Source organism: Rhodoferax sp. (assembly GCF_010365055.1).
GTDB lineage: Bacteria > Pseudomonadota > Gammaproteobacteria > Burkholderiales > Burkholderiaceae_C > Rhodoferax.
The window spans coordinates 1-15481 of sequence record NZ_JAAFHA010000039.1; the positions used below are offsets into that span (position 1 = coordinate 1).

Here is a 15481-nt window from a genome sequence, read left to right on the forward strand (position 1 = left end):
CGCCGGCGGGCCATCAGGGCGGCGTTGGTCTGTTCGGTATGGTGCTGCATATCACTCCTGCAAGGTTGGTCGTTGATCAAGTGGCATGAATGTAGAAGCATTGCAGCGTCAGTACCATATACAGTTCAGTCTCTTTTGATGATGTACTGTGTCGCCACGTTCGCCTGTACATACAAACCCTAATACGCATCCATGTTCACGCTCAATCCGCAGAGTTCGACGCCACTGGTGCTGCAAATCGTGGCCGGCTTTTGCGCGGCGATTGACGAGGGTTCGCTGCGGCCGGGTGCCAAAGCGCCGTCCATCCGGCAGTTTGCCAATACCCACAACGTCAGCGTATTTACCGTGGTGGACGCCTATGACCGGCTGGTGGCGCAAGGCTATTTCACCTCAAGGCCGCATTCCGGGTTCTTTGTCAGGCAGCGCCCGGCGTCAAGCGCGGCGCCGCCAGGGCACGCCCCGAATTTCAGCTTTGACTCGATGTGGTACCTGCGCCGGATCTTCGAAAACCGGGCGCTGCGCATAAAGCCCGGCTGCGGCTGGCTGCCCGGCGACTGGCTGTTTCAGGAGGGGATGCGCCGCAGCCTGCGCAGCCTGGCCACGCAGGACGTGGACCTTGGTGGCTATGGCGAGCCCAAGGGCTACCCGCCGCTGCGCCAGCTGGTGCGCGACCTGCTGGCGGAGCAGGAGATTGCCGTCAACTCGGAACAGGTTCTGCTGACCCAGGGCTCGAGTCAGGCGATGGACCTGGTGGCACGGCGGCTGGTGCGCCCCGGTGATGCGGTCTTGGTCGATGACCCGGGCTACCCCAATCTGCTATTCTCCTTGCGCTTTTTAGGCGCCAAGCTGATCGGCGTGCCGCGCACCCCGACCGGCTACGACTTGCTGGCACTGGAGCGCCTGGTGATTGAACACCGGCCCAAGCTGTTTTTCACGCAGCCACGCCTGCAGAGCCCGACCGGCTCCATCGCCCAGCTGTCGCACCTGCACCGCGTCATGCAGCTGGCCGACAAGCACGATTTCCTGGTGGTGGAGAACGACATTTACGCCGATCTGGACCCCGAACCCCGGCCCTCGCTGGCCAGCCTGGACCAACTCAGCCGGGTGATCTACATCAGCAGCTTCTCCAAAACCATTTCGCCCAATATCCGCGTCGGCTACCTGGCGGCCAGCCCGGATTTGCTGGAGGACCTGACGCAGCTCAAGATGATCTCGGGCTTGACCTCGTCGGAGTTCAGCGAGCGCCTCGCTTATGGTGCGTTGCTGGACGGGCGCTGGCGCAAGCATGTGAAAAGTGTGCGGGAGCGCCTGGTCAAAGCGCATCTGGTCGCGGCATCGCGTCTGTTGAAGCTTGGTTTCGAGATTTTTTGCGAACCGAAAGCCGGGATTTTTCTCTGGGCCAAACACCCGGCGATTGCGGATTCCGCCGAGCTGGCCTACAAGGCCGCCGAGCAGGACATTTTTCTCGGGCCGGGGCATTTGTTCAGTCCGGATCTGCAACCCAGCCCGTGGCTGCGCTTCAATGTGATCTTTTGTGATGAGCCCGCCTTGTTTGACTTCCTGGCGGCTCAGTGCCAAACGACTTGATCACCTAAAATCAAAGCCTTTGACGCGCGCACCGCAAGGTGCTGTGAGTTTGTCGTTCACCGCTGTCATTCCCCAACACTGAAAACCAGGTCTCTCAAGCCATGAACTCAACCGTCGCCCCCGCCTCCGTCGCCGACATCCGCAAGATTTTCCTCGACTTCTTTGCGTCCAAAGGCCACACCGTGGTGCCGTCGAGCCCGCTGGTGCCCGGCAACGACCCGACGCTGATGTTCACCAACTCGGGCATGGTGCAGTTCAAGGATGTGTTCCTGGGCAGCGACAAGCGCTCTTATGTGCGCGCCGCGTCGGTGCAAGCCTGCCTGCGTGCCGGGGGCAAGCACAACGACCTGGAAAACGTGGGCTACACGGCCCGGCACCACACGTTTTTCGAGATGCTGGGCAACTGGAGCTTTGGCGACTACTTCAAGCGAGAGTCGCTCAAGTGGGGCTGGGAACTGCTGACCCAGGTCTATAAATTGCCCGCCGACAAGCTGTGGGCCACGGTCTACATCGACGACGACGAGGCTTATGACATCTGGACCCAAGAAATTGGCCTGCCGCCCGAGCGCGTGGTGCGCATCGGCGACAACAAGGGCGCCAAATACGCCTCTGACAATTTCTGGATGATGGCCGACACCGGCCCCTGCGGCCCATGCAGCGAAATCTTTTACGACCACGGCCCCCACATCCCCGGCGGCCCACCCGGCAGCCCGGAGCAGGACGGCGACCGCTACATCGAGATCTGGAACCACGTGTTCATGCAATACGACATGCAGCCAGACGGCTCGGTCAAGCCGCTGCCGGCGCCGTGCGTCGATACCGGCATGGGGCTGGAGCGCCTGGCCGCCATCCTGCAGCATGTGCACAGCAATTACGAGATCGATATTTTCGACGCGCTGATCAAGGCCGCGGCGCGCGAGACCGGCTGCAGCGACCTGGGAAACAAGAGCCTGCGCGTGATCGCCGACCACATCCGCGCCACCGCCTTTCTGGTCAGCGACGGCGTGCTGCCAAGCAATGAAGGGCGCGGCTACGTGCAGCGCCGCATCATCCGCCGCGCGATTCGCCATGGCTACAAGCTGGGGCAAAAGACGCCGTTTTTCTACAAGCTGGTGCCGGACCTGGTCGCATTGATGGGCGAGGCCTATCCGAGTCTGGCCGCCCAGTCGCAGCGCATTGCGCAGGTGTTGCAGGCCGAGGAGGAGCGCTTTTATGAGACGTTGCAAAACGGCATGGAAATATTGGAAACGACCGTTTACGGGATGGAATGGAATCGCATATCGGACGCGAAAATTGAGAAATTGCCTGGGGAAACCGCATTCAAGCTTCATGACACCTTTGGCTTTCCACTCGACCTGACTGCAGATGTCTGCAGAGAATGGGAAATTGAAGTGGACGAGGCCGGCTTTCATGCCGCCATGGAAAAGCAGAAAGCGCAGGGCCGTGCCGCGGGCAAATTCAAGATGGACCGCGCGCTCGACTACAGCGGCGATAACAATGATTTTGTCGGCTATGAGCGCCTCACGGAAGTTACAAAAATAGTAGCACTCTATATGGACAGCATGCCGGTCAATGAGCTCAAAGCGGGGCAAGCCGGCGTGGTGGTGCTTGCCGCCACACCGTTCTATGGCGAAAGCGGTGGCCAGGCCGGCGATCAGGGCAACATTTTTTCTGACGGCGCGATGTTTGAGGTCGCTGACACGCAAAGAATCAAGGCCAGCGTGTTTGGCCACCATGGCGTGCTCAAAAGCGGCGCGCTCAAGCTCGGCGATGAAGTCACGGCGCACGTCAACGCCAGCCTGCGCGCTGCCACCCAGCGCAACCACAGCGTGACCCACCTGATGCACAAGGCGCTGCGCGAAGTGCTGGGCGCTCATGTGCAGCAAAAAGGCTCACTGGTGACGCCCGAGCGCACGCGCTTTGACTTCGCGCACAACGCGCCGGTCACGGACGAGCAGATCCGCGAGGTGGAAGCCCGCGTCAACTTTGAGATCCTGAGCAACGCGGCAACCCAGTCGCGCGTGATGGACATTGACGCGGCGCAAGAGAGCGGCGCCATGATGCTGTTTGGCGAAAAATACGGCGAGTCGGTGCGCGTGCTCGATATCGGCAGCAGCCGCGAGCTGTGCGGCGGCACCCACGTTGCCCGCACCGGCGACATTGGCCTGTTCACGATCACGGCAGAGGGCGGCGTGGCGTCGGGCGTGCGCCGCATTGAGGCCGTCACCGGCATGAACGCTTTGAACTATGTGCAGAACATGGAAAACATGCTGGGCGGCGTGGCCGGCTCGCTGAAGGTCACGCCCCATGAGGTGCCCGCGCGCGTGAGCGCCATGCTCGACCAGGTCCGCACCCTTGAAAAGGAACTGACCGCACTCAAGGGCAAACTGGCGTCGACCCAGGGCGATGAACTGATGACGCAAGCGGTCGAGGTCAACGGTGTCAAGGTGCTGGCGGCCCAGCTCGTGGGCGCCGACATCAAGACCCTGCGCGACACCATGGACAAACTCAAGGACAAGCTCAAGACCGCCGTCATCGTGCTCGGCGTGGTCGAGGGCGACAAGGTCCAGGTCGCGGTCGGTGTCACGCCAGATACCACCGGCAAAGTCAAGGCCGGGGAACTGGTCAACTTCGTGGCAGCGCAGGTCGGCGGCAAAGGCGGCGGCAAGGCGGACATGGCCATGGCCGGTGGCACCGAGCCCGCCAAGCTGGCCGCGGCCTTGAGCAGCGTGCTGGGCTGGGTGTCGGCCAAGCTGTGACCAGATCGCTATTAATTACGTAGCTATTCATGCCCGCTACATGAGGTCTAGAGCTCGATTTAGCGTATAGACTTGAGCATCGACGGATCGCCCTGTGGCTCGCTGTCGCCGCCCTGCTGACGGGCCCGAGCGTGCAGGCCCAATCCGCCATCCATGCGCAACCGGGCCGGCGGCGCACTTTTGACGTCACCACCCGGGTTGACACCGCCACGCCGCACGGTGCCACCCAGGTCTGGCTGCCGACCCGGTGCGTCAACAGCAACTGGCGCCAACCGCTGCAAACCGGCTTCAATTACCCAATCAGTGCCAAGGCAATCTATACCTGACCAGGCAGTGCCACGGAGTTTGCGAGTTGTCACATTCTTGTCACATAATGTTCATATAGTCAGCGAGTGTCCAGAGATTCTCTTTCACTCAACATAGAAAGTATCCCGATGAAAACCAGTTTCAAAATTGCTTTGCTCAGTGCAGCCAGCATCACTGCCCTGTCTTACGCCGGCTCGGTCAGCGCCCAGGAAATCACGGGTGCCGGCGCCAGTTTCCCGGCCCCCGTCTACGCCAAGTGGGCGGCCGATTACAACAAGGCCACCGGCGTCAAGGTGAACTACCAATCCGTTGGCTCTGGTGCCGGCATCAAGCAGATTGACGCCAAGACGGTTGATTTTGGCGCGTCCGACATGCCGCTAACCGACGAAGTGCTGGCCAAGAAAGGCCAGTTTCAGTTCCCCACCGTGATTGGCGGCACCGTGCCGGTGATCAACATCAAGGGCATTGCTCCCGGTCAGATGAAGCTTGACGGTCAGGTGCTGGGTGATATTTACCTCGGCAAGATCACCAAGTGGAATGACGCCGCCATCAAGGCGCTGAACCCCACCCTGGCGCTGCCAGATGCTGCCATTGCCCCGGTGCGCCGGGCCGATGGTTCCGGTACGACCTTCAATTTCACCAACTATTTGAGCCGCGTTCATGCCGAGTGGAAGGCCAAGGTCGGTGAAGGCACGGCGGTGAACTGGCCTGTGGGCGCAGGCGGCAAGGGCAATGAAGGGGTGGCGGCCTTTGTCAATCGTTTGCCCAACTCGATCGGCTATGTCGAATACTCGTACGTCAAACAGAACAAGATGACTTACACACTGATGAAGAATCATGACGGTGTCTTCGTTGCGCCTGATGATGAAAGCTTCAAGGCTGCCGCTGCCGGTGCCGACTGGAACAAGTCGTTCTACCAGCTCATCACCGACCAGCCCGGGAAGAATGCCTGGCCCATTTCGACGGCCACCTTCATCCTGATGCACCTCAAGCAGGACAAGCCCGCCAATGCCACCGAAACGTTCAAGTTTTTCGCCTGGGCGTTCAAGAACGGCGGCAAGATTGCAGCTGATCTGGATTACGTGCCCATGCCCAGCAACGTGATCCCAACGATTGAGAAGGCTTGGGGCCAAGTGACCGACGCCGCCGGTAAGCCAGTGGCCTTGAAGTAATCGATTCAGTTATTTCAAAAGGGGTGGGCGTGTCAACTACACTTTCGGCGAACCAGATTCTTCCAAACCAGTCTGCCAAGTCCTCTGAACGTGCTATGACACCTCCTTCCCCGCTGAAAGTGGCCCGCTCCGGCCCGATGGCGGACCGCATCTTTGGCTGGCTGGCCAAGGGTGCGGCCCTATTTACGCTGGGCATGCTGATTGCCATTCTGGCGTCGCTGACGATCAGCGCCTGGCCCGCCATCGAAAAATATGGTCTTGGCTTTCTCACCAGCACCACCTGGGACCCGGTCACAGAAGAGTTTGGTGGCCTGGTGATGATTTACGGCACCTTGATGACCTCGCTCATCGCCTTGCTGATCGCCGTGCCGGTGAGTTTTGGCATCGCCCTGTTCCTGACTGAGATGGCGCCGGCCTGGCTCAAGCGCCCGCTTGGGACCGCAATTGAACTGTTGGCGGCGATTCCGTCCATTGTCTATGGCATGTGGGGCTTGCTGGTGTTCAGCCCGGTGCTGTCAACCTATGTGCAGCAGCCCCTGCAGGCCGCGTTTTCTGACGTGCCCTACCTGGGCGCTTTTTTTTCCGGTCCCCCGGTGGGCATCGGCATTCTGTCGGCCGGCATCATTCTGGCCATCATGATCATTCCGTTCATCGCCGCGGTCATGCGCGATGTGTTTGAGATCACGCCGACCCTGCTCAAGGAGTCCGCGTATGGCCTGGGCGCCACCACCTGGGAAGTGGTCTCGACCGTGGTGCTGCCCTATACCAAAGCCGGTGTCATTGGCGGCATCATGCTGGGCCTGGGGCGGGCCATCGGCGAGACCATGGCGGTCACCTTTGTCATTGGCAACTTCAACCAACTCGATTCGCTAAGCCTGTTTCAGGCCGCCAACAGCATCACCTCGGCCCTGGCCAATGAGTTTGCCGAAGCCGGTGAGGGCCTGCACCAGGCCTCGCTGATGTACCTCGGGCTGGTGCTGTTTTTCATCACCTTTGTGGTGCTCACCCTGTCCAAACTGTTGCTGGCTCAGCTCAAAAAGAACGAAGGGGCCAAGACATGAGCACCAGTGAACGGCTGCTGCAGTCGCAGGCGCTGGAACAGACCCGGCTGGCCCGTTATGCGCAGCGCAAATTGGTTAACCGGGTGGCGCTGACGCTGTCTCTGCTGGCGATGGCCTTCGGCTTGTTCTGGCTGGCCTGGATCTTGTTTGAAACCATTCGCCTCGGTGTGAGCGGACTCAACCTTGCCACGCTGACCCAGATGACGCCACCGCCCAACGACGTCGGCGGCCTGGCCAACGCCATTTACGGCTCGTTTCTGATGGTCTTGCTCGCCACATTTGTCGGCACCCCAATTGGCATCATGGCCGGCATTTACCTGGCCGAGTTCGAGCCCAGTGGCTGGCTGTCCAGCATCACGCGCTTTGTCAACGACATCCTGTTGTCGGCGCCCAGCATTGTGATTGGCCTGTTTGTCTATGCCGTGGTGGTGACGCGCTTCAAGTCATTCTCTGGCTACGCCGGCATCATGGCGTTGGCGCTGATCGTGATTCCGGTGGTCATTCGCACCACCGAGAACATGCTGCAACTGGTGCCATCGGGTTTGCGCGAAGCCGCCTATGCGCTGGGCGCACCCAAATGGAAAGTCATTATCAGCATCACCTTGCGCGCATCAAGGGCCGGGGTGTTGACCGGCATCTTGTTGGCGGTTGCCCGTATCGCCGGTGAAACCGCGCCCTTGCTGTTTACCGCCCTCTCCAACCAGTTCTGGACATCGAGCCTGAGTGGACCGATGGCAAGTTTGCCGGTCACCATCTTCAAGTTCGCCATGAGCCCGTACGAGAACTGGCAAAAACTGGCCTGGGCCGGCGTCTTCATCATCACCATGGCGGTGCTCGGGCTTAATATTTTGGCCCGGGTGTTGACCCGCGGCAAGCACTGAGCTCGTCCGTGTTAAAAAATTCCAGAATCGACCCAATACCATGACTGCTGCCACCGCAACCGCGGAGATACCCAAGATCTCCGTCAAGAACCTCAATTTCTTTTACGGCAAGTTTCACGCACTCAAGAACATCAGCCTGGAGATCCCGGAACACAAGGTGACGGCCTTTATCGGCCCGTCCGGCTGCGGCAAATCGACCTTGCTGCGTGTTTTCAATCGCATGTTCGAGCTGTACCCGGAGCAGCGTGCTGAAGGTGAAATCTTGCTCGATGGAGAAAATCTACTGACCAGCAAAAAGGACGTGGCTCTGTTGCGGGCCAAGATCGGTATGGTGTTCCAGAAGCCAACGCCGTTTCCAATGTCGATTTTCGACAATATTGCCTTCGGCGTGAAACTGTTTGAGTCGCTCAATACCACCGACATGGAAGAGCGCGTTGAGTGGGCCTTGCGCAAAGCCGCCTTGTGGGGTGAGGTTAAAGACAAGTTGACTCAGAGCGGCTCCAGTCTGTCGGGCGGACAACAGCAGCGGCTGTGCATTGCGCGCGGCATCGCCATCAAGCCCGAGGTGCTGCTGCTTGACGAGCCCTGCTCCGCACTGGATCCGATCTCGACCGCAAAAATCGAGGAACTGATCACCGAGCTCAAGAGCGACTACACCGTCGTGATCGTGACCCACAACATGCAGCAGGCAGCGCGCTGCAGCGATTACACCGCCTACATGTACTTGGGCGACCTGATGGAGTTTGGTGCGACCGAACAGATATTTTTCAAGCCCACGCGCAAGGAAACCGAAGATTACATCACGGGAAGGTTTGGCTAGACCTGAGATATTGTGGGACAGACCGCAGTGACACGACGTGAACAAGCGCTGTCCCCAACTGATCGTCGGCTGTCCGCAAGCGCTGTCCCCAACTGATTAGAAGGAACCACCATGCCAGAAAAACATCTCTCCACCCAGTTTGACAGCGAACTCAGCGCGGTCTCGACCCGCGTCATGGAAATGGGCGGCTTGGTGGAGTCGCAGATCCATCAGGCCATCTTTGCACTGTCTCAGTTCAGCGTGGAAGTGGCCAACCAGGTTTCTGCCACCGAGCCGCGCGTGAACATGATGGAAATCGAGATTGACCGCGAACTCTCCAGCATCATTGCCCGGCGCCAGCCAACCGCGCGCGATTTGCGCTTGTTGATCGCGATCTCCAAAACCACCGCCAACCTGGAGCGCGTCGGCGATGAGGCGGAAAAGATTGCGCGCATGGTGCGCTCCATCCTGCAAAGCGGTGGGCCCCGTTCGCTGCCGGCCAATGAACTGCGGGTGGCCGCCGACATGGCCTCGGGCTTGCTGCGCAAGGCCCTCGATGCCTTTGCCCGCCTCGACACGACTGCGGCGGTGGCCATCCTGAAGGAAGACGATCTGATCGATGAGGAGTTCAACGGCTTTGTGCGCAAGCTCATCACCTACATGATGGAAGACCCACGCATGATTTCGCCCAGCCTGGACTTGCTGTTTCTGGCCAAGGCGCTGGAGCGCATTGGCGACCACGCCAAAAACATTGCCGAGTTCATCATCTACGTGGTCAAGGGCGCTGACATTCGTCACACCTCGATGGAAGAGATTGAGTCGGTCGTGCGATGAGACAGCAGCTGATTGTGGAAGATGAGCCGGCGATCGCCGAACTGATTGCCGTCAATTTGCGCCACAACGGGTTCCGACCCACCTGGGCGATGGACAGCACCAGCGCCCAGCGCGAGTTGGATGACGTGCTGCCCGCTGTGATTCTGCTGGACTGGATGCTGCCCGGCGAGAGCGGCCTGACGCTGGCCAAACGCTGGCGCGCCCACCCGCGCACCAAGGCGGTGCCGATCATCATGTTGACCGCCCGTGGCGACGAGTCGGACCGGGTGACGGGTCTGGACGCTGGCGCCGATGACTACATTGCCAAGCCGTTTTCCACCAAGGAGTTGCTGGCCCGCATGCGCGCCGTGCTGCGCCGACGTGCCCCGGAGCAGGTCGCCAGTGCGGTCAGCGTGGGCGCCTTGTCGCTGGACGCCTCGACCTACCGCGTCACCTTTGCTGGGCAGCCGCTCAAGCTCGGGCCCACTGAATTCAAGTTGTTGACGTACCTGATGAGTCACGCCGAACGCGTCCACAGCCGCGGACAGCTGCTCGACAAGGTCTGGGGCGACCACGTCTTCATTGAAGAGCGTACCGTCGACGTGCATGTCAAGCGTCTGCGTGAGGCGCTGGGTCCCCAGGCCGGCCCAATGATCGAGACCGTGCGCGGCGCCGGCTACCGGCTGACCGCGCAATCAACACCGCCCGCGGCGGCGCGGGCCAGCGTGTGAGTCGACGCCAGTTCCGCGCAGTTCGTCGCTAGCGGCCCCAACCGTCATGTTCTGGCGTTTTTTTTCCTTCATCGCCTGGCAACTGCTGGGCGGCCTGGCCGGTTGGTATGCGACCTCATTCACGCGTGCGGCCACCAGTGAACTGGTGGGCACCCTGGCCGGTGTCGTGTTGAGCGGCGCCGCCTGGTTTCTGATGGATACGTCGCGCGGCGTGCGTTTGCTGCACTGGTTGCGCGTCGGGGATGCCTCCGAGGTGGCCATGCGTACCGGCTTGTGGGGGGAAGTGTCAGACCGGGCGCGGCGCCTGATTCGCGCCCGCGAACAGATGACGCAGGAGAGCCAGCGTCGGCTGCAGGATTTTCTCTCGGCATTGCAAGCCTCACCCAATGGCGTGCTGCTGCTCGATGCGAACGGGCAGATTGAATGGCTCAATCAAACGGCCGCCGCACATTTTGGTCTGGATGCGCAGCGCGACCTGATGCAGCACCTGGGCAACCTGGTGCGCGACCCCGGTTTTGCCAGCTACTTTGCCAAGCGCGATTTCCGCCATGTGCTGACCATGCCGGGGCGCGAAAGCACCCCAGCGCGGCCGGTCAAATTGTCGGTCCAGCTGCACCCCTATGGCGAGGGCCGTCTGCTGCTGCTCTCCAGCGACATCACCGCCGTCGAGCAGGCCGAAGCGATGCGGCGGGACTTTGTCGCCAATGTCTCGCATGAAATCCGCACACCGCTGACGGTGCTGGCCGGCTTTGTCGAAACACTGCAGACCCTACCCCTCAACGACGAGGAACGCCAGCGCTATCTGGCCCTGATGGCGCAACAAGCCGAGCGCATGCAAAGCCTGGTCAATGACCTGCTGGTGCTCTCGCGGCTGGAGGGCAGCCCGCTGCCGAGCGACACCGAGGGCATCGCCGTGTCCACCCTGATAAGTCAACTGGAGCAGGATGGCCGCGCCTTGTCAGCCGTCATGAACCCGAGTTGCGAACCCATGCACGAGCTGAAGTTTGAGAGTCTACTTTCGGGCGAGATCATCGGCGCGCCCAGTGAATTGCTCAGCGCGCTGGGCAACCTGGTGAGCAACGCCGTTCGCTACACGCCCAGCGGTGGAAAGATTGAGGTGCGAGCGAGGCTGCTGGCCGACGATCGGGCTGAATTTTCGGTCTCGGACACCGGCCCCGGCATTGCGCCGGAGCACCTGCCGCGCCTGACCGAGCGCTTTTACCGGGTCGACCGCAGCCGCTCGCGCGACACCGGCGGCACCGGACTGGGCTTGGCCATCGTCAAGCATGTGGCGCAGCGCCACGGCGGCGAGTTGATCATTGACAGCACACCGGGCAAAGGATCAGTGTTCAGGATCATCTTCCCGGCCAGCCGCGTCAGACTGCCAAAGGAGCTTCCTGCATCGCCTCCAGCTGCTCCTGGAGCATCTGCACCTGACCCTGCCAGTAGTCGCTAGAGCCAAACCACGGAAAGTTGATGGGAAAGGTCGGGTCGCTCCAGCGCCGCGCCAACCAGGCGCTGTAGTGAATCAGGCGCAAGGTGCGCAGCGGTTCAATCAGCGCCAGCTCGCGCCGGTCAAATTCGCGGAATTGTTCGTAGCCGTCCACCAGGGCACCCAGCTGGCGCGTGCGCTGCTGGCGGTCGCCACTGAGCAGCATCCACAGGTCTTGCACCGCCGGGCCGCTGCGGGCGTCATCCAGATCGACAAAGTGCGGTCCCGGCCCGGCGCCTGGGGCTGAGTCAAGCGGCGTCCACAGGATATTGCCCGGGTGGCAGTCGCCGTGCAGGCGGAGTTGCTTGATGGGCTCAAAATAAGGATCATTTTGGCCTCTAGCCCCCGTCAAACATGCGTGAGTAGCTATCACATCAAGAGCAACTTGCGAGGCCTTGGCCCACTGTGACTGCACATCCAACGGCACCTGGTCATGGCCCAGCAGCCACTCGCGCGAGTCGATGCCAAAGCTTTGCAGGTCCAGCGCCGGGCGGCTGACAAAGGGCTTGGCGGCACCCACGGTATGAATGCGCGCCAGAAAGCGGCCAATCCATTCAAGGACCTCCAGGTCGTCCAACTCGGGCGGTCGGCCACCCCGGCTTGGGGCTACGCTGAAGGCAAAGCCGCCAAAGTGATTGAGCGTGCGGCCGTTCAGCAGCAGCGGCCCGACCACCGGAATTTCAGCGTCCATCAGTTCGGCGGAAAACGCATGTTCTTCCAGGATTTGCGCCTCGCTCCATCGCTTTGGCCGGTAGAACTTGGCGACGACCACCGCGCCATCCTCCAGGTGCAGTTGATACACCCGGTTTTCGTAAGAGCTCAAGGCCAGCAGCCGGCCGTCGCCATACAAGCCGACGCTTGCCAGCGCGTCCATCACCACGTCGGGCGTGAGTGATTCATAGGCATGCGGTGCGACAGGTGAGGGTGAGGGTGCAGACATGCTGCCATTGTCGCGTCTGGCGCGGCGGCTCGCAAGGCTGAGTTTTCGGTCATGTCGGTGTGCCGGAAGGCACCGGCAAATGCCTGGGCGTCAGGGCGCGGCGACAACACCTACAGTGCAAAGCACAGCTGCTGGTCCAGCCAGAGGGCCGATTCTAATTAGCAGGGCCCAGATGAGATAAGGTATGCGACAGGCACGCCACCGGCAACCCCACCTGGAATCACCAAGTGCCGCGGAGAGTACACCCATGTTTGACTACATCATCGTTGGCGGCGGCTCGGCCGGCTGCGTGCTGGCCGCGCGGCTCAGCGAAAACCCCGACATCACCGTGGCCCTGCTGGAGGCGGGGCCGGTTGACAGCAGCGTGCTGATCCACTGCCCAGCCGGGCTGGCGGTCATGGCGCAAACCGGCCAGGCCAATTGGAAAGTTGCGACGGTGCCGCAGCCCGGCCTGAACGGCCGCCAGGGCTACTCGCCGCTGGGCAAGGTGCTGGGGGGTTCCAGCTCCATCAACGCCATGATTTACATCCGCGGCCAAGGCCAAGACTACGATCATTGGGCCGCCGAGGGCAACGCGGGCTGGGGTTATAACGAGGTACTGCCCTACTTCAGGCGTGCCGAGCACAACGAGCGCGGTGGCGACGCCTTTCATGGCAGCGAGGGTCCGCTGAACGTGATGGACCTGCGCTGTCCCAACCGCTATAGTCAGGCGTTTGTGCAGGCCGGCCAGCAGGCGGGGTATCCACACAACCCGGACTTCAATGCCGCGGTGCAGGAAGGCGTTGGCATGTACCAAGTCACACACAAGAATGGCGAGCGCTTCAGTGCTGCCAAGGCCTATCTGACGCCCAACCTCGCGCGCCCCAACCTGCAGGTGCTGACCGGCGCCCACACCATGCGCATCTTGCTGGAGCGCAAACGCGCCGTCGGGGTGGAGTTTCAGCACGAGGGCCACGTCAAGCAATTGAGATGCCACCGCGAGGTGTTGCTGTGTGCCGGTGCACTGCATTCGCCCCAGCTCCTCATGCTTTCAGGCATTGGCCCGCATACCCACCTGCTTGAAATGGGGATCGCCACGCAACACGACCTGCCTGGCGTCGGCCAGCACTTGCACGACCACGTCGACGTGGTGCAGGTGGTGAATGCACCGCGCGCCAAGGATTTGCCAGGCATTTCCCCGACTGGGATAGGGCGCATCCTCAATGGCATTTTTGATTGGCGCCAGCACCGCAGCGGCATCCTCACCACCAATTTTGCCGAGGCGGGGGGGTTCATCAAGAGTCAGCCGACTGAGGCAACGCCCGACCTCCAGCTGCACTTTGTGATCGGCAAGCTGCTCAACCACGGACGCAGCGTCGTGTTCGGCCACGGCTTCTCGTGTCACGTGTGCCTACTGCGCCCACGCAGCCGTGGCAGTGTCAAACTGGCCAGCAAAGACCCGCTCGCCGCACCCTTGATCGACCCCAATTTCTTGGGCGACCGCGATGACATGGATCGCATGGTGGCGGGCTTTAAATTGGCGCGCCGGATTCTGGCGCAACCGGCTCTGGCGGCCTTGGGTGGGAGGGAGCTCAAAGCCTCGCTCCACGCCCAAAGTGACATCCAGATCGAACAATTCATTCGTGACTACGCTGACACCATCTATCACCCCGTGGGCAGCTGCCGCATGGGTCACGGACCGCTGGATGTGGTGGATGCACAGTTGCGGGTGCGTGGCGTGGAAGGCCTGCGTGTGGTGGATGCCTCCATCATGCCCAGCGTGGTCAGCGGCAACACCAACGCGCCGGTGATCATGATTGCCGAGAAGGCGGCAGACATGATCAAAACGGCGCCGGCACCTTGATCACACCCGGTAACGATCGGCGGTGCCGCTCAATTTGGCGAGCAGCGCGGGCGCGATGGCCGTCAGTGGCAACACTTCGTCGGCGGCACCATGCAGAATCGCTTCACGCGGCATCCCAAAGACGATGCAGGACGCCTCGTCCTGCACGAAGTTATAGCTGCCGGCGTCCTTCATTTCGCGCATCGCCTTGGCACCATCGTTGCCCATGCCGGTCAGCATGACCCCATAGGCATTGCGGCCCACGACGCTGGCGACTGATTTGAACAGCACCTCAACCGACGGTTTGTGCCGATTGACCAGCTCGCCATCTTCCACCACCGCCACATAATTGGCACCACTGCGGCTGACCCGAAATTGCTTGCCGCCGGGTGCGATGTAGGCGTGGCCCGGCAAGATGCGCTCGCCGTTGACCGCCTCCTGCACGGCAATCTGGCACAAGCTGTTCAGGCGCGCGGCAAAGCTGGTGGTAAAGCCCGGCGGCATGTGCTGCGTGATGACGATGCCGGGCGAGTCGGCGGGCAGACGTGTCAGTATTTCCTTGATCGCCTCGGTGCCGCCAGTGGAGGCGCCAATGCAGATCAACTTCTCGGTCGAGACGCGGCCGATGGATGCGACCGGGGTGTGAACGGCCACCGTCCCGCCCGCCAACGTGGTCGAACCAGCAGGCGCAGCGGGCGCGCGTCTCACATGGGCGCTGGCGGCGATGCGTACCTTCTCCACAATTTGGTCCGACAACTCGCTCAAGCCACTGGCCACGCCAATTCTGGGCTTGGCCACAAAATCAACGGCACCGAGCTCCAGCGCCTTCATCGTGATTTCGGCGCCCCTCTCGGTCAGGGTCGAGACCATCACCACCGGCATCGGCCGCAAGCGCATCAACCGCCCCAGGAAATCAATGCCGTCCATGCGCGGCATCTCGATGTCGAGCGTGATGACGTCCGGGTTGAGTTCGCGAATCATTTCCCGCGCCACCAGCGGATCATTGGCCGTTCCAACACACTCCATGTCCTTTTGCCGATTGATGATCTCAGCCAGCAGGCTGCGCACCAAGGCCGAATCATCGACCACCACGACGCGAATTTTTTTCAAGTCAATGT

At 61.3% G+C, this 15481-nt stretch carries 13 protein-coding genes; 11 read left to right on the top strand and 2 right to left on the bottom strand.

Going from position 1 to position 15481, the window contains the following annotated elements; translation table 11 throughout:
- Positions 1-192: 192 nt before the first annotated feature.
- The 10 genes from GZ093_RS10595 (at position 193) to phoR (ending at position 11565) form a co-directional block, all read left to right on the top strand.
- Positions 193-1587 carry a PLP-dependent aminotransferase family protein gene (locus GZ093_RS10595; RefSeq protein ID WP_296485678.1) on the top strand — a complete coding sequence of 465 codons (1395 nt, stop codon included), beginning with the start codon at positions 193-195 and terminating at the stop codon, positions 1585-1587.
- 101 nt (positions 1588-1688) lie between these two features.
- Entirely contained in the window at positions 1689-4346 is a 2658-nt protein-coding gene (gene alaS, locus GZ093_RS10600) for an alanine--tRNA ligase (protein WP_296485681.1), read from the top strand.
- Between the two features lie 131 nt (positions 4347-4477).
- A complete protein-coding gene (locus tag GZ093_RS10605) occupies positions 4478-4672 on the top strand; it encodes a hypothetical protein (RefSeq protein ID WP_296485682.1) in 195 nt (64 codons plus the stop codon).
- Positions 4673-4780: 108 nt separating this feature from the next.
- Complete coding sequence (gene pstS, locus GZ093_RS10610; protein WP_296485685.1) at positions 4781-5824, top strand: phosphate ABC transporter substrate-binding protein PstS; 1044 nt, start codon at positions 4781-4783, stop codon at positions 5822-5824.
- A gap of 95 nt (positions 5825-5919) precedes the next feature.
- Complete coding sequence (gene pstC / locus GZ093_RS10615; RefSeq protein ID WP_296485686.1) at positions 5920-6885, top strand: phosphate ABC transporter permease subunit PstC; 966 nt, start codon at positions 5920-5922, stop codon at positions 6883-6885.
- Positions 6882-7766: a phosphate ABC transporter permease PstA gene (pstA, locus tag GZ093_RS10620; protein ID WP_296485688.1), complete on the top strand. Its 885-nt coding sequence runs from the start codon at positions 6882-6884 to the stop codon at positions 7764-7766. The genes pstC and pstA overlap by 4 nt, the downstream gene beginning before the upstream one ends.
- Positions 7767-7806: 40 nt before the next feature.
- Positions 7807-8586 (top strand): phosphate ABC transporter ATP-binding protein PstB, encoded by a 780-nt coding sequence (gene pstB, locus GZ093_RS10625; protein ID WP_296485690.1) that lies wholly within the window; start codon positions 7807-7809, stop codon positions 8584-8586.
- Between the two features lie 111 nt (positions 8587-8697).
- Positions 8698-9399, top strand: coding sequence for a phosphate signaling complex protein PhoU (gene phoU / locus GZ093_RS10630; RefSeq protein ID WP_296485692.1), 702 nt, complete (start codon positions 8698-8700; stop codon positions 9397-9399).
- A complete protein-coding gene (phoB, locus tag GZ093_RS10635) occupies positions 9396-10109 on the top strand; it encodes a phosphate regulon transcriptional regulator PhoB (RefSeq protein ID WP_296485696.1) in 714 nt (237 codons plus the stop codon). Before phoU ends, phoB begins: the two co-directional genes overlap by 4 nt.
- Positions 10110-10155: 46 nt before the next feature.
- Positions 10156-11565, top strand: a complete 1410-nt coding sequence (phoR, locus tag GZ093_RS10640) for a phosphate regulon sensor histidine kinase PhoR (RefSeq protein WP_296485697.1) — start codon at positions 10156-10158, stop codon at positions 11563-11565.
- Here the strand turns inward: phoR and GZ093_RS10645 are convergent.
- Positions 11486-12541 (bottom strand): serine/threonine protein kinase, encoded by a 1056-nt coding sequence (locus GZ093_RS10645; protein WP_296485699.1) that lies wholly within the window; start codon positions 12539-12541, stop codon positions 11486-11488. The two genes, phoR and GZ093_RS10645, sit on opposite strands and share 80 nt — an antisense overlap.
- 247 nt (positions 12542-12788) lie before the next feature.
- Here GZ093_RS10645 and GZ093_RS10650 point away from each other — a divergent pair, with 247 nt between their 5' ends.
- Entirely contained in the window at positions 12789-14384 is a 1596-nt protein-coding gene (locus tag GZ093_RS10650; protein ID WP_296485701.1) for a choline dehydrogenase, read from the top strand.
- On the opposite strand, the gene GZ093_RS10655 is transcribed toward GZ093_RS10650, so the two are convergent.
- Positions 14385-15479: a chemotaxis response regulator protein-glutamate methylesterase gene (locus tag GZ093_RS10655; RefSeq protein WP_296485752.1), complete on the bottom strand. Its 1095-nt coding sequence runs from the start codon at positions 15477-15479 to the stop codon at positions 14385-14387.
- Between the last annotated feature and the right edge of the window lie 2 nt (positions 15480-15481).

Coding starts and splice junctions, on each gene's coding strand:
- GZ093_RS10595 (WP_296485678.1), top strand. CDS start 193: ATGTTCACGCTCAATCCGCAGAGTTCGACGCCACTGGTGCTGCAAATC.
- alaS (WP_296485681.1), top strand. CDS start 1,689: ATGAACTCAACCGTCGCCCCCGCCTCCGTCGCCGACATCCGCAAGATT.
- pstS (WP_296485685.1), top strand. CDS start 4,781: ATGAAAACCAGTTTCAAAATTGCTTTGCTCAGTGCAGCCAGCATCACT.
- pstC (WP_296485686.1), top strand. CDS start 5,920: ATGACACCTCCTTCCCCGCTGAAAGTGGCCCGCTCCGGCCCGATGGCG.
- pstA (WP_296485688.1), top strand. CDS start 6,882: ATGAGCACCAGTGAACGGCTGCTGCAGTCGCAGGCGCTGGAACAGACC.
- pstB (WP_296485690.1), top strand. CDS start 7,807: ATGACTGCTGCCACCGCAACCGCGGAGATACCCAAGATCTCCGTCAAG.
- phoU (WP_296485692.1), top strand. CDS start 8,698: ATGCCAGAAAAACATCTCTCCACCCAGTTTGACAGCGAACTCAGCGCG.
- phoB (WP_296485696.1), top strand. CDS start 9,396: ATGAGACAGCAGCTGATTGTGGAAGATGAGCCGGCGATCGCCGAACTG.
- phoR (WP_296485697.1), top strand. CDS start 10,156: ATGTTCTGGCGTTTTTTTTCCTTCATCGCCTGGCAACTGCTGGGCGGC.
- GZ093_RS10645 (WP_296485699.1), bottom strand. CDS start 12,541: ATGTCTGCACCCTCACCCTCACCTGTCGCACCGCATGCCTATGAATCA.
- GZ093_RS10650 (WP_296485701.1), top strand. CDS start 12,789: ATGTTTGACTACATCATCGTTGGCGGCGGCTCGGCCGGCTGCGTGCTG.